Source organism: Saccharophagus degradans 2-40, assembly GCF_000013665.1.
Taxonomy (GTDB): domain Bacteria; phylum Pseudomonadota; class Gammaproteobacteria; order Pseudomonadales; family Cellvibrionaceae; genus Saccharophagus; species Saccharophagus degradans.
Genome location: NC_007912.1, coordinates 2,667,692 through 2,681,929, shown reverse-complemented (window position 1 = coordinate 2,681,929; position 14,238 = coordinate 2,667,692). Strand labels below are relative to the sequence as shown.

The window sequence follows — 14,238 nt, the reverse complement described above, 5'->3', positions numbered from 1 at the left end:
TCACAGAAAATCAGGCATACAATAATATGAGTAGTAAATACACAGTAACAGTATTGGGTGGCGGCAGTTTTGGTACAGCAGTAGCCAACATAATTGCTACTAACGGGCATGTTTCACGCCTATGGATGCGCGATGCTGCGCGGGCAGAGCGATGCCAGGCGTCTAGAGAAAACACTGAATACCTGCCTGGTTATCCCCTGCACGATAACCTTGTGGCAACTACCGATTTGATAGGCTCCGTAAGTACGAGCGATATTGTTGTTATCTCTGTGCCTAGTCAGTCTTTTCGCGAAGTAGCCAAACTCGCTGCGCCGCATTTACGTAAAGATACTATTGTTATTAGTACCACCAAGGGTATCGACGCCGACGGTTTCTTTTTAATGAGCCAGATACTCGAGCAAGAGTTGACCGATGTACGCATAGGTGTACTTAGTGGGCCGAACTTTGCGAAAGAAATTGTGCAGAATCAATACACTGGTAGTGTTGTGGCCAGTGAGCATGACGAGGTATTAAAGTGCGTTCAGCAAGTTTTCTCGTCTAATACCTTTCGTATTTACAGCAACCCAGATAGATACGGGGTGGAATTAGGCGGCGCACTTAAGAATATTTACGCCATGGTGACTGGTATGGCTGCAGCATTGGGCTGTGGTCACAATACGATGGCAATGCTGCTTACCCGCAGTTTGGCGGAAATGGGGCGATTTGCACGTGAGTTAGGTGCAGATTCCATGACGTTTTTAGGTTTGGCTGGTATGGGGGATTTAGTTTTAACCTGTACGTCAGATCTCAGCCGTAACTACCGCGTTGGCTTTGCAGTTGGCCGAGGTAAATCGCTTGAGCAAGCCGTTCAAGAAATTGGTCAAGTAGCCGAAGGTGTGAATACCTTGCGCATAGTTAAGAAAAAAGCAGAAGAATTGAATGTGTATATGCCGTTAGTCGACGGCTTACATGCGGTGTTGTTTGATAAGCAAGACTTGCAGCAGGTTATTCAGGGCCTTATGACCGGTGAAATGAGTAGTGATGTGGATTTACAAGGAGGCTTGTAGTGGATCAACAGCTTAAATCAAACCTAACGTCTTCACGCCATTGGTTAAGATTGGTGTACATGGTGTTATTTGCGTTCGCGTTGCAGGTTGCGTCTCTAGTTATGTGGGCGCTAGTGGTCATCCAGTTTTTGTTTGCGCTCATAACGGGTAGCGATAACGTGAGCTTACGTTCATTTGGCTCTAGCTTATCGGCGTTTATTTATCATGCGTTGCAATTTTTAACTTATAACAGCGAAGATAAACCCTACCCATTTGCAGATTGGCCCGAGCCAAAGAAAATGGACGCTGCCGTACACGTATACAGTGCTACAGAAGAAGTTTCTAAAGAAGATGTATCTACTAAGCTAAAACCTAACGAATAGGGTGCCTATGGAACTGTTTGTGCTGCGGCATGGTCATGCAGAAGCCGAAGCTTCGAGCGATAGTTTACGTCCTTTGTCTGCTACTGGGGCAAAAGAAGTAGCAGAAATTTACAGCAAGTGTAGTGACAGTCTCGCTAGTGTAGAGTTAATTTTAGTAAGCCCCTATGTGCGTGCTCAGCAAACGTTGAGTACGCTTACCGCTCTTTCTCCCCACCTTCAAAATGTTCCCCAGCAAACAACTACGCTGCTTGTACCTGGGGCAAGTTCTATGGCGGTTATCGATTATTTATATACTCAGGCGACGGAATGCTCTGTAGGGTCTATTTTGTTAGTAAGCCACCAACCTTTAGTCGGCACATTAGTAGACAGCTTGTGTAATTTAGATCCAGGCTGTTATCGCATGGGAACTGCTGCAATGGCGTCTATTGACGCAGATGTAGTGGCTGCCGGTTGTGCTGAGTTAAGGTGGTTGCGCCACCCGTAAAATAGTTGCCCAAGGAATGCGTTATGAGTAATACAGCAGTGGATACACGTTTGAATTTTGATAGAAGTGAATGCCAATTTAATATTGCAGGTAGAGTAATTCGCGGCAAACGCTGGGGTTCTGAAGCGGGGCGGCCGGTATTAGCGCTGCACGGTTGGATGGATAATGCCGGGAGTTTTAATTACCTTGCGCCTGCTCTAATAGAGCAGTTGGGAATGGATTTAAATTTTGTGGCTTTAGATATGGCGGGGCATGGCCAGAGCGATCACAAAATAGGGTTGGGTGCATATAACATCTGGCAAGATCTAAGCGACCTGTTAGCGGTGGTGAATGAGCTAGGCTGGAAGGAGTTCTACATAATAGGCCATTCACGTGGCGCGATGATTTCTACACTTTTTACGGCAACAAATCCAACCCGCGTTACTCGATTGGTTGCGCTAGAGAGTATTATCCCTGAGCCTTTTTTAGATAGCGAAGCGCCAAAGCAAATGGCTAAATCTATTCGCGATCAAGTAAAGCTTATGGCTAAGCCCATTAACTATTATGCAAATTTAGATCGTGCTATAAAAGCGCGTGAAAAAGGTCGCTATAAGTTGAGCAGGGCAGATGCCGAAGCGCTAGCTGAGCGTGGTGTTGCTAAGAATGAAAAGGGGTATTATTGGTGTTTAGACCCAAAGCTATTAGCAGCCTCTGAATTAAAGCTTACAATGGCGCAAATAAATGCGTTTTTTGATGAAGTGCCCTACACCGTAAAATTAGTGGCGGGCGAAGAAGGGTTGGTGTTAACTCATGCAGGTTTGCAGCATTGGTTAAGAACGCGAAATAATATCTGTTGCGATATTATTCCGGGTGGGCACCATATGCATATGTCCGAACAGGCCGAAGCGGTCGCTGAAGTGATACAAAAGTATTTTGATGAATAAAATTATCGTTTTAATTGTTTTACTCGTTCCATCAATCGTATTAGCTCGCCCATTGTCGGATGTGTATGCCGATGGCAAAGTTGTGTTCGAATCTGTCGAAAAAGATTCGAATTACCAGCTTGCTTTGGGCGTGCTAAAAAAAGTAAATGCCGAATGGATAACCGAAAAAGAGCGCACGGTATTTGGTACGGTTTTTCGCACTACTACCGAATTAGAGCCGCACTCGAGTGAAGCCGTGGCGCTTAAACGTTTGGAGGAAAATGCTAAGCTGCAAAACGGGCATTTAATCTTTGCCTGCGATGGTTTGGATTGCGGCAGCAGTAACGCTTGGGCAAACACGCGCTTTGAAATAAAACAGCTTTACGGTATGGATCAAAGCCAGTCTTATCGGGTGTGGGAGTTCGCCTCTGATGAGGGCCATTATATTGGTGTTGGGTATACCGTTAGACGCGGAAATAAGCGCGTCTACGCTCAGGTGGATGTAATTGCTGTAAGTAATAATGTCGATTATGTGCCCATGGTGTCATCAGCCAAAGCCATTCTTACTAGCTTGGATCAACAAGGCTATTTTGTTTTTCGCGGCTATCGCTTGGAAGGGGGTGCGCTTACACTGGATGCTCAGCACATAGAGCCGATAGTGAAAGCCATGCGCTCTAAACCTTTACTTAAATTGAAGGTGGTGGGGCACGATTATCTTGCTGGTGAAGAGGCTGAGCGCGAGGCGAGATCCATAAACTATGCGCAACAATTAATAGATGCTTTAATCGCCGCAGGGGCTAAAAGTGATCGGCTTACAGCACACGGTGTTGGTGGCTTGGCACCGCAGGGTATGGAAGGCAAGGTGCGTATTGTTTTGATTGCCCAGTAAACTGGTGAATAGGGGACTTTTAGGTTAAATGGATAGGCGGGCTTCAAGTTAGAAATGTTCCCGCCTTCCTTGGCAGTTGTATCATCTGCCTGAGTGTTTAAGCGTAAGCGATTTATTCCGGCGCTTTTATTTCACTATTTTAGTAACGATAAAAATTCGCTGCGAGTACTTAAGTTACTGCGGAAGCAGCCCATCATGGAGGATGTACGCATCGATGAATTCTGTTTTTCTACACCGCGCATCATCATGCATAGGTGTTTCGCTTCAATAATCACCCCCACGCCCGCGGCTCCGGTCACACTTTGAATGGTTTCGGCAATTTGCTTAGTAAGCTGTTCTTGTATTTGTAGGCGGCGCGAGTACATATCTACAATGCGCGCAATTTTCGATAAACCAAGTACTTTACCCGTTGGAATGTAGCCTACATGGGCTTTGCCAATAAAGGGCAGCATGTGGTGCTCACACATAGAAAACAATTCAATATCCTTCACAATCACCATGTCGTTAGAGTCGGAAGGGAAAAGAGCGTCGTTAACAACTTCGTCTAAAGTTTGTTTGTAGCCGCTGGTAAGAAACTCCATTGCGGTTGCTGCGCGTTGAGGGGTGTCGAGTAAGCCGGGGCGAGTTAAATCTTCGCCAACGGATTCGATAATTTTTGCAAAATATTCTTTCATAATGATCTACCAGCTTGTAACAAGGCTGTTCGAGCCTTCAAATTCGTCGAAAATGCATACTTTAGTGCACATTCGTATGTTTATTATACGCTAGCGCGCAAATATTGGTTTGCTTCAAGTGGGCGCTTGGGCAAAAAGGCGCTAGAATAGCCGCCTTTTGACCATTTGCAAAATCTAGAAGCCAAAATATGAAGCGAAAGCCACAGAAAGAACTAAAAACAGTAAGAGATTGGATACGCTGGTCCGCCACGTGTTTTGCTCGTGGGGATCTCTTTTTTGGCCACGGAACCAATAATGCTTGGGATGAAGCTGTCGCATTAGTGATGTGGGTAGTGCAACAACCTTTCGACCGTTTAGAGTGGGTACTAGATGCCAAGCTGGTTGAGGCTGAAAAGCAACAGCTTGCCCAGCTAATCGACAAGCGCGTGCAGCAGCATATTCCATTGCCTTACCTCACTGGAGAGGCGTGGTTCGCTGGTTTAAAGTTTCATGTAACACCAGATGTACTTATCCCGCGTTCGCCCATTGCAGAGTTAATAGAACGCGAATTCCAGCCAATGCTGCAGCAGTACCCAGCTAAAATATTGGATCTATGCACTGGTAGCGGCTGCATTGGTATTGCCTGTGCCTATGCCTTTGAAGAGGCTATGGTAGATATATCTGATATATCCACAGCAGCATTGGATGTAGCACAGCTTAACATCGCCAATCACACCCTGCAGGATAGGGTAAGTACGGTTGAGTCCGATGTGTTTGACGGTATTACGGGCCAGTACGATCTGATTGTGTCTAACCCACCGTATGTAGATGCACAGGATATGGCTTCTATTCCTGCTGAGTATCAAGTAGAACCGCGTATGGCCTTGGAGTCGGGGGATGATGGCTTGGATATTACTCGCCGTATCTTGGCAAAGGCCGCCCAGCACTTAACTGAAGATGGCTTGCTTGTAGTGGAAGTTGGTAACAGCTGGGAGGCATTAGAGGTGAGCATGCCACATGTGCCATTCTATTGGCCAGAATTTGAAAACGGTGGGCATGGCATATTTATGCTTACCAAGCAGCAGCTGCTCGAAATAAATAAAGCTGCCTAAGTTATTTATACAAGTTTTAAACCCACGGCGGTACGCCGGGAGAATTAAAAGTTATGTCTGGAAACACCTTTGGTAAATTATTCACCGTAACCACATTTGGCGAAAGCCACGGTTTGGCGCTAGGCGCCATAATTGATGGTTGCCCACCGGGAATTGAATTGTCTGAAGAAGATTTACAGTTAGATTTGGATCGACGCAAACCGGGTACCTCGCGCTATACAACACAGCGTAAAGAGGCCGATCAGGTAAAGATTTTATCTGGTGTATTCGAGGGCAAAACAACGGGTACGCCAATAGGCTTGCTAATCGAAAACACGGATCAGCGCTCGAAAGACTACGGCAAAATTAAAGACCAATTTCGCCCAGCTCATGCCGATTACACTTATATGCAAAAGTACGGCATTAGGGATTACAGAGGCGGCGGTCGATCATCAGCTCGCGAAACCGCAATGCGGGTTGCAGCGGGTGCCGTTGCCAAAAAGGTACTTGCCAACCTGTGGGGTATAAAAATTCGCGGGTATTTGTCGCAACTGGGGCCAATTAAAGCTGAGTTGTTAGATTGGAACGAAGTTGAGCAAAACCCGTTTTTCTGCCCCGATAAGTCGAAAGTTCCCGAAATGGAGGCTTATATGCAGGCGCTAAATAAAGAGGGTAACTCGGTTGGTGCCAAAATTACCGTCGTTGCCGAAAACATGATTCCTGGTTTGGGAGAGCCTGTTTTCGATCGTATTGATGCAGATTTGGCCCACGCGCTAATGGGTATTAACGCGGTTAAAGGTGTTGAAATAGGTGCAGGCTTTGCTTGTGTTGCTCAAAAAGGCACAGAGCATCGCGACGAAATAACCCCAGAAGGGTTTAAGTCGAATCAAGCCGGTGGGGTGCTTGGCGGTATTTCTACCGGGCAGGATTTAATTGCGTCTTTAGCGCTTAAGCCTACCTCTAGCTTACGGATTCCTGGCCAAAGTGTCGATATAGAAGGTAACCCTGTTGAGGTAATTACTACTGGCCGCCACGACCCGTGTGTGGGTATTCGAGCAACGCCAATAGCTGAAGCAATGATGGCGTTAGTCATTCTCGATCACGCCCTTCGCAACCGAGGTCAAAACGGTCACGTTCAATCGGGTGTGCCTATTATTCCTGGGAGCATTCCCGGCCAAATAGGTAGCTAGTCAAACCTTTCCTTGCGGTGCCAACAGGCACCGTTTTCTCTTTTGGGTTCCCCTATGCATTCGCTGCCGTATTGGCGCTTAGCTTTTTTCTACTTCGTTTACTTCGCAGTTATTGGCGGTTTGTCTCCCTATTGGGGGCTGTATTTAGAGCACATTGGTTTAACACCTAAGTTAATTGGCGTGGTTATGGCCATTCCCATGCTAACGCGCATTGTGGCCCCAAATATATGGGGTTGGGTTGCCAGTCGAACCGGTAGGCCCTTGCAGGTAATGTTATTTGGCTGCGTGGGGGCTGCGCTCTGCTTTATAGGGGTAATTTGGCGAAAAGATGTCGCGGGGCTAATCGCTTTTACGCTGGCATTTAGCTTTTTTTGGAATGCTATTCTCGCTCAGTTTGAAGTGCTTACACTTGGGTATTTGAAAGATACACCGGAAAAATACGGCCAAATACGCTCGTGGGGCTCTATTGGGTTTGTATTGGTTGTAGCTGGCCTTGGTGTGGTTTTTGATTACCTGCCTATCTATTTACTGCCTTGGTGTATTTTCTTTTTCCTAATCGCTATTTTGATAGCTGCTTTTTCATTGCCAAATGACTCGGCCGCAAGGGGCTCGCAAACCAAAACATCATTTGTGGCGGCTTTAAAACAGCGCAAGGTGGTGTACTTTTTAATTACAGTTTTTCTTATTCAATTTAGTCTTGGTATTTTTCATGCGTTCTATAGCTTGTATTTGGATTATTACGGCTATAGCAAAACAGCCATTGGCTCGTTGTGGGCATTGGGCGCAATAGCAGAAATAGTGTTGTTTATGTCTATGCCTGCATTGTTACGTCGGTTTAGTATTAATTGGCTACTTGGTTTGGCCATTGTCACCACAGCGTTGCGCTGGTTTTTGTTGGGTGCTTATCCTCAGTTGCTATGGGTGGTTATCATCGCTCAGCTATTTCACGCTTTTACATTTGGTTTAACCCATGCGGTGGCAATCGAATTTGTACGCAGGCACTTCCCAGGTTCTGCGCAGTCACAGGGCCAGTCTTTTTACAGTGCAATTGGGTTTGGCGCATCTAACGCGTTAGGCAGTTTGGCTGGCGGTGTAATTTGGGATGTGAGTGTAGGCTTGCTGTTTAATGCTGCGTTGCTCATTGTTATGTTTGCCGGCGCGGTACATGTTTATCAAATGCGTAGCTCTGCAAGCTAATTAAGTGGCTTCTACCTCTTGCATTAACGGGCCTTCCTTGCCAAATTCAGGCCTTATAGGTAACCTCTACCGTTGTTCCCAGTCTTTACTATACTGAATGTATGCGCTGCAGGTATGCTTGCTCGAAACATACAGAGCATACATATGGTTAAAAAGGCTGTGTACCCTTTAAAACTATAAGACGCTATTGTGAGGTGTCATTAATGTCATTGCTGCGAAAAATAAAAAGCTTACTAAAGTTGAATGCTCTAGGGTTGTCTCTTGGTTTTATTACGATTAACGTCTTCGCCCAAGATGACTGCCCAGCAGTTAACTGTGATTGTGCGAGTTTGCCTGGCGAAGTTTGGCAACAAAGTTGTGCGCGACACGAAACCGCCATAAAAAAAGCATGTGCCGACAATAAAGGTGTGGCTACAGATTTCTGCGCGATTCACGGTCTAAACGCTACGCCGTTGCCATTGCTTACAGATTTAACCGGTGTAGAAGTTGTGTCTGAAGCTGAAATATCGTCGCTTAATAACAAAGTTGCGGCTATGTACTGGTCTTTGCATGCAGACTTGGATTTGGCGGGTGAAGCAATTAAGGCGAAAAAATACGGTCGTGGCCAAGAAGTATTAAAGTTGATGGACGACAATATAGAAAACCTTTTTAGGGTGCAGCGTCAGGTAACAACGTCCTTTATTGCTTATGAGGAAGAGGGCGATGCCGAGAATGCCTGGGAAGACTACTCCGAAGATTCCCTAAAAATGGCGAGGGATATTGATAAGTTTGGTACCAAGTTATTAAAGCAGTACGATGAGGCGCAAGAAGATAAGCCAAAACGTGCCTACGGTATTCTCGCAGTAAAAGCGTTAAGAATGGCCGGTAAGGCCTATGAGCACGCAGCCTATGCGTACGTTCAAGATCGCCAGCACGATGACGCAGCTAAGATTTGGAAGCGAGCTTCAGAAATCTCTAAAATTATTCTAGATCACAAAATAGCAACTAACGCCGAGCAAGCGCACATAGATTATTACCGTTACCAAACCGCAACTCGCTTGCATCGTGCAAGTTTGCATCAGTGGTTAGATGGTGAAGAAAAGGACGCAAAAAAAGAGTTGGAGGAATCTAAAGCGTTTATGGATGACCCAACTTTAGTGGATGATATGCTGGTAGAAGAGCCCGAGCCGGAAGAGCCAGAAGAAAAGTCCCGCGGTTTTAAGTTGTTTAAATAACCTAAAAACAAAAACGCCGCACATCTATGCGGCGTTTTTGTTTGTGAGCAAGGTTTGTTTAAAAGTGCAGGGTGAGTGCTGCGTAAATGCCATCCACAGAAACATCAGCAGTTAGTTCTTCATCATCATCTACCGTCACATTCAACTTTCTGTAACCTACATCTATCCCCATATCTAAGCCTAGCGTGCCGGCAGAGTAACCTACGTATACATCGATATCCGAAAAGGTGTTTTCTTCGTAGCCAATGTAGTTAATAGCACCACCAGCATGAAAGCCCGTAAGTGGGAGGTCAAATTGAGCGCGGGCGTAAAGCATCGGTACTATTACGTCTAAATCTACTGTCTCTGTGCGCTGCTCTTCTACATCATCTTGTATTACCGTGCCTTCTACTTTGGCATAGCCGTCTAGTTGGCGTGCGGTTATACCTAAATCCATGGTCACCCAATTATCAAGCAGTTCGTAATACAGTGTGAAATCGGTATGGGTTAGATCGATTTCGGTTGCGGTATCAGCATCGGCTTGGAAGGTGTATTCATCTAGGGTGAATTCGCGTGAGACTATTGCTTGGCCGTCTACTTGCAGCCCAGTATGTGCAATTCTAATGTTGGGTACGAGTGGAATAGGGTGCTCGAGGGCAGCGTAGAAGAATGTATTTTGGTTGCTATCAATACCCAGTTCCTTTGATGTGATTGGGTCTTCATCGGACCCCACGGTGCCTTCCATGCTTGTGTTCCAAATCCCTGCGCCAGCGTATAGCCCGAGTATTGTATCTGCAGAGGCTAAGTGGGGGACCGCAATTAAAGCTGCTGCTAGTGCGATTTTTTTCATGATTACACCTTTCTTTGGTAGTTTTTAATTACTGCTAATGTGTATAGCAAATTATTAATACAAAAACGTTTAGTTGATCTGCTTTATTTGAGAGTTGGCGCTTAAAACTTCAAAAAAGGCGCGCGCGGCATTGCCGAGAGTGCGCTTTTTATGAATGACCACGCCTAGCTGTCTTTCTAGCTGGATGTTTTTAATCGGTAAAATTTTTAAACTACTGTCCACCATCGTTTTAGGTAATACGCTCCAGCCTAAACCTACTGTGACCATCATTTTAATAGTTTCTAGGTAATTGGTTGCCATGTTTAAATTTAACGCTAAGCCTTGGGTGTCGAAAAAGTGTTTTACTAGGCGGCCGGTGTAAGTATTTAAATCTGGCAGAATGGCTGGTGTTCGGCTTAGCTCTTCTAGCGAAATGTTTTTAGAGGTGGCCAGTGGGTGATTGGCGCCAACAATAAAGCACAATGGGTCGGGCCACAACACTGATGCTTCTAGGTTTTCTTCTAGTGTGGGGGCTAGTGTAACTACAGCCAAGTCGCAATCGCCGCGCAGAACCTTTTCGTGTGCCTGCTCAGAGTCTAGGAAGTCAAATTGTAAGTTAACTTGTTTATGGTTAGCCGCAAACTCGCGCAAAATGGGGGGAAGGTGGTGCAAGCCAATATGATGACTGGTAGCTACTCGCAGGGTGCCCACAATTTCGCCAGAAAACTCACGAATAGTGCGCTGGGCTTCGTGCATGCTATTCAAAATCGCCTGCGCTCGCGGTAACAGTGCCTGGCCGGCCTCTGTTAGGGCTACATCTCGCCCAAGCCTGTCGAACAATATATGGTTTAGCTCTTGCTCAAGTGCGGCTATACGCTTGCTAACGGCTGGCTGAGTAATAAACAGGTGTTGGGCTGCCACCGAAAACGAGTGGTGTTCCGCGACTGCTAAAAAAGCTTTTAATCCGTCTGTATCCATGCTGGTAATCATAGCTATTCATTTTGGGAATGCAACTAATGAAAATAATGAATTTGAGTTATTGTTGTTGGCTGCTTAAAATAGCTGCAATTATCAATAGATCGACTAAAGGTTCGATTTATAGATTAACCAATAGTTAAGCAATTTGAGGAAAGGCAATGGGCGGTAAAACCCTATACGACAAGCTTTGGGATGACCATCTAGTTCAGCAGCGCGATGACGGCTCCGCGTTACTGTACATAGATAGGCACATTGTTCACGAAGTAACTTCTCCGCAGGCTTTTGAAGGGTTGCGGTTAGCAAAGCGCAAGCCGTGGCGTGTAGATTCTGTGGTTGCCACGCCAGATCATAACGTACCTACAACGCAAAAAGAGCGCGCTTCTGGGGTAGAGGGTATCGAAGACCCTACCTCCCGTATTCAGGTGCAAACGTTAGATTCCAACTGCGATGAGCTTGGCATTCTAGAGTTTAAAATTAATGATGCACGCCAAGGTATTGTGCACGTGGTTGGCCCTGAAACCGGCGCATGCCTGCCTGGAATGACCATTGTATGTGGTGACTCCCATACCTCTACCAACGGCGCCCTAGGTGCGTTAGCAATGGGTATTGGTACCAGTGAAGTGGAGCACGTACTTGCTACCCAGTGTTTAGTTGCTAAAAAAATGAAAAGCATGCTGGTTAAGGTGGATGGCAAGCTTGGTGCAGGTGTTACACCGAAAGACGTTGTGTTGGCCATTATTGGCAAAATAGGCACTGCTGGTGGTACAGGTTATGCCATCGAGTTTGGCGGTGAAGTTATGCGATCTATGTCGATGGAAGGTCGTTTAACTGTGTGTAACATGGCTATTGAGGCTGGTGCTCGCGCCGGTATGGTCGCTGTAGACGATATCACTATCGATTATGTAAAAGGCCGCTCATTTGCACCCAAGGGTGAACATTGGGAGCAAGCTGTTGCAGCATGGCGCGATCTAAAAAGCGATGACGACGCGGTGTTTGATGCGGTTGTTGAGCTTCGTGGGGAAGAGATTCTGCCGCAAGTTAGTTGGGGTACATCACCAGAGATGGTGTTGCCCGTTGATGCGTCTATTCCAGACCCTGAGCTAGAAACCGATGCAGTTAAGCAAAACGGCATGCGTCGCGCGTTGCAATACATGGGGCTTAAAGCAGGGCAGGCGATAAAAGATATATATGTCGATCGTGTTTTTATTGGTTCGTGTACTAACTCACGCATAGAAGATATACGTGCCGCTGCTGAAGTGGTGAAAGGGCGTACTAAAGCTGCCAGCGTAAAAGAAGCTATTGTGGTGCCCGGCTCTGGAGCAGTTAAGGCGCAAGCCGAAGCAGAAGGCTTAGATAAAATCTTTGTTGAGGCTGGTTTAGAGTGGCGCGAGCCAGGTTGCTCTATGTGCTTAGCAATGAACGCAGATAAGTTGGGTGACGGAGAGCATTGCGCTTCCACCTCAAATCGCAACTTTGAGGGGCGCCAAGGTTACGGTGGTCGAACGCATTTGGTTAGCCCTGCGATGGCGGCAGCAGCTGCCATAGCTGGCCATTTTGTTGATGTTCGCGAGTTTTAGTCCGGAGAGAAAATTATGAGAAGTTTTACTACACTAAACGGGCTTGCGGCACCTATGGATAGGCCCAATGTGGATACCGATTTAATTATCCCTAAGCAGTTTCTTAAATCTATTCAGCGTACGGGCTTTGGAGCCAACTTGTTCGACGAGCTGCGCTATTTAGATAAAGGCGAACCTGGGCGAGACAATAGCAATCGCCCCATTAACCCAGATTTCCCTCTTAACTTTAAAAGGTACGAAGGGGCTTCTGTATTGCTTGCACGTGAGAACTTTGGCTGCGGTTCAAGCCGTGAGCACGCGCCTTGGGCGCTAGACGAGTATGGTTTTCACTGCATTATTGCACCTAGCTTCGCCGATATTTTTTTCAATAACTGCTTTAAGAATGGCATCTTACCCATTGTTTTAGATGAAGAAATTGTGGAATCTTTGTTTGTGGAAATGTATCAAACAGAAGGCTATCGTCTTGTTATCGATTTGCCAGCTCAAACGGTGACAACGCCTTCGGGTAATAGCTACTCATTCGAGGTGGACGAGTTCCGCAAGCACTGTTTGCTGAAAGGTTTAGATGATATTGGCCTTACGCTGCAGCACGCCGATAGCATTACCGCTTATGAAGCAGAGCGCGCAAAGCGTGCGCCTTGGTTGTTTGCTGCATCTGAATAATTACGGTTGGTATCCAACCTTTACAACGTTTAAACAGAATTGGAGACAGGGCATTGTCTAAAAAAATTGTATTGTTGCCGGGTGATGGCATTGGGCCAGAAATTGTTGCCGAAGCTAAAAAAGTGCTTGAAGCGGTTGATGCTAAATTCAAGCTTGGTTTGAAGTTTGAAGAAGATTTGATTGGTGGATGTGCAATAGATGTACACGGTGTGCCCCTGGCTCAATCCACGTTGGATCGCTGTAAAGCGGCTGACGCGGTACTTATGGGGTCTGTAGGCGGGCCTAAGTGGGACGCGCTAGATTCTAATATTCGTCCAGAAAAAGGCTTGCTAAAAATTCGCTATGAAATGGGTTTGTACGCTAACTTGCGTCCTGCCATTTTGTATCCGCAATTGGCCGATGCTTCATCACTTAAGCCAGAGATCGTATCAGGTTTGGATATTCTCATTGTGCGTGAGTTAACTGGCGGTATTTATTTTGGTGAGCCGCGCGGTATTCGCTTGTTGGATAACGGTGAGCGCCAAGGTTACAACACTTACGTATACGCCGAGCATGAAATTGAGCGTATAGGTCGTACTGCCTTCGAAATGGCGATGAAGCGCGATAAGAAAGTGTGTTCTGTCGATAAGGCGAACGTGCTAGAGGCAACTGTGCTTTGGCGCGAAGTTATACAGTCTATATCCAAAGACTACCCGGAAGTCGAATTGAGCCACATGTACGTAGATAATGCTGCAATGCAATTGGTGCGCGCACCTAAGCAGTTTGATGTGGTGGTAACTGGCAATATGTTCGGCGATATTTTGTCTGATACTGCCGCCATGTTGACTGGGTCGATTGGTATGCTGCCGTCTGCGTCCCTAAATCAAGATAGTAAAGGTTTATATGAGCCTGTGCACGGCTCGGCACCTGATATAGCTGGGCAGGGTGTTGCTAACCCGCTTGCGACAATTTTGTCAGCCGCCATGATGCTTCGCTACTCGCTAAACGAAGCGGCAGCAGCCGATGCGATAGAAGCGGCTGTTGGTGCGGTGCTGGATGATGGTTTGCGTTCGGCTGATATCTTCTCCGAGGGTATGAAAAAGGTTTCCACTCAAGAAATGGGTGATGCGGTTGCCGCGAAAATATAAAGCTTGTCGCGCGTAACGGCGGCACAGCTTGTTAATTCATTTTATTTATTCATTTGT

General features: G+C 46.3%; 15 protein-coding genes. 12 read left to right on the top strand and 3 right to left on the bottom strand.

What is annotated here, in order from left to right:
- The first annotated feature begins 26 nt into the window (after positions 1-26).
- The 5 genes from SDE_RS11010 to SDE_RS10990 are packed head-to-tail and all read left to right on the top strand — an operon-like array spanning position 27 to position 3,683.
- Positions 27-1,046, top strand: coding sequence for an NAD(P)H-dependent glycerol-3-phosphate dehydrogenase (locus SDE_RS11010; protein WP_041325672.1), 1,020 nt, complete (start codon positions 27-29; stop codon positions 1,044-1,046).
- Complete coding sequence (locus tag SDE_RS11005) at positions 1,046-1,408, top strand: DUF4389 domain-containing protein (RefSeq protein ID WP_011468575.1); 363 nt, start codon at positions 1,046-1,048, stop codon at positions 1,406-1,408. Before SDE_RS11010 ends, SDE_RS11005 begins: the two co-directional genes overlap by 1 nt.
- 7 nt (positions 1,409-1,415) lie before the next feature.
- Positions 1,416-1,892 (top strand): phosphohistidine phosphatase SixA, encoded by a 477-nt coding sequence (sixA, locus tag SDE_RS11000; RefSeq protein ID WP_011468574.1) that lies wholly within the window; start codon positions 1,416-1,418, stop codon positions 1,890-1,892.
- A gap of 23 nt (positions 1,893-1,915) precedes the next feature.
- Positions 1,916-2,815 carry an alpha/beta fold hydrolase gene (locus SDE_RS10995; RefSeq protein ID WP_011468573.1) on the top strand — a complete coding sequence of 300 codons (900 nt, stop codon included), beginning with the start codon at positions 1,916-1,918 and terminating at the stop codon, positions 2,813-2,815.
- Positions 2,808-3,683 (top strand): DUF4892 domain-containing protein, encoded by an 876-nt coding sequence (locus SDE_RS10990; RefSeq protein WP_011468572.1) that lies wholly within the window; start codon positions 2,808-2,810, stop codon positions 3,681-3,683. The genes SDE_RS10995 and SDE_RS10990 overlap by 8 nt, the downstream gene beginning before the upstream one ends.
- A 134-nt stretch (positions 3,684-3,817) precedes the next feature.
- Here SDE_RS10990 and folE read toward each other — a convergent pair whose 3' ends face one another.
- Positions 3,818-4,357, bottom strand: coding sequence for a GTP cyclohydrolase I FolE (gene folE, locus SDE_RS10985; protein ID WP_011468571.1), 540 nt, complete (start codon positions 4,355-4,357; stop codon positions 3,818-3,820).
- 188 nt (positions 4,358-4,545) lie between these two features.
- On the opposite strand from folE, the gene prmB reads away from it, so the two are divergent.
- The 4 genes from prmB to SDE_RS10965 all read left to right on the top strand — a co-directional run bounded on the left by prmB (position 4,546) and on the right by SDE_RS10965 (position 9,028).
- Positions 4,546-5,448: a 50S ribosomal protein L3 N(5)-glutamine methyltransferase gene (gene prmB, locus SDE_RS10980; protein ID WP_011468570.1), complete on the top strand. Its 903-nt coding sequence runs from the start codon at positions 4,546-4,548 to the stop codon at positions 5,446-5,448.
- Between the two features lie 53 nt (positions 5,449-5,501).
- Complete coding sequence (aroC, locus tag SDE_RS10975) at positions 5,502-6,617, top strand: chorismate synthase (RefSeq protein ID WP_011468569.1); 1,116 nt, start codon at positions 5,502-5,504, stop codon at positions 6,615-6,617.
- A 54-nt stretch (positions 6,618-6,671) separates the two neighbouring features.
- Positions 6,672-7,814 (top strand): MFS transporter, encoded by a 1,143-nt coding sequence (locus tag SDE_RS10970; protein WP_011468568.1) that lies wholly within the window; start codon positions 6,672-6,674, stop codon positions 7,812-7,814.
- Positions 7,815-8,017: 203 nt separating this feature from the next.
- A complete protein-coding gene (locus tag SDE_RS10965) occupies positions 8,018-9,028 on the top strand; it encodes a hypothetical protein (RefSeq protein ID WP_011468567.1) in 1,011 nt (336 codons plus the stop codon).
- Positions 9,029-9,086: 58 nt separating this feature from the next.
- On the opposite strand, the gene SDE_RS10960 is transcribed toward SDE_RS10965, so the two are convergent.
- Both SDE_RS10960 and SDE_RS10955 read right to left on the bottom strand, forming a co-directional pair.
- Complete coding sequence (locus tag SDE_RS10960; protein ID WP_011468566.1) at positions 9,087-9,857, bottom strand: TIGR04219 family outer membrane beta-barrel protein; 771 nt, start codon at positions 9,855-9,857, stop codon at positions 9,087-9,089.
- Positions 9,858-9,926: 69 nt separating this feature from the next.
- Positions 9,927-10,814 (bottom strand): LysR family transcriptional regulator, encoded by an 888-nt coding sequence (locus SDE_RS10955; protein WP_041324603.1) that lies wholly within the window; start codon positions 10,812-10,814, stop codon positions 9,927-9,929.
- A gap of 158 nt (positions 10,815-10,972) precedes the next feature.
- Between SDE_RS10955 and leuC the strand changes: the two genes are divergently transcribed.
- Genes leuC through leuB form a run of 3 tightly spaced genes read left to right on the top strand, consistent with a single transcriptional unit; the run spans position 10,973 to position 14,181 of the window.
- Entirely contained in the window at positions 10,973-12,391 is a 1,419-nt protein-coding gene (gene leuC / locus SDE_RS10950) for a 3-isopropylmalate dehydratase large subunit (RefSeq protein ID WP_011468564.1), read from the top strand.
- Positions 12,392-12,406: 15 nt separating this feature from the next.
- Positions 12,407-13,054: a 3-isopropylmalate dehydratase small subunit gene (leuD, locus tag SDE_RS10945; RefSeq protein WP_011468563.1), complete on the top strand. Its 648-nt coding sequence runs from the start codon at positions 12,407-12,409 to the stop codon at positions 13,052-13,054.
- A gap of 53 nt (positions 13,055-13,107) precedes the next feature.
- Positions 13,108-14,181 (top strand): 3-isopropylmalate dehydrogenase, encoded by a 1,074-nt coding sequence (gene leuB, locus SDE_RS10940; RefSeq protein ID WP_011468562.1) that lies wholly within the window; start codon positions 13,108-13,110, stop codon positions 14,179-14,181.
- The last annotated feature ends 57 nt before the right edge of the window (positions 14,182-14,238 follow it).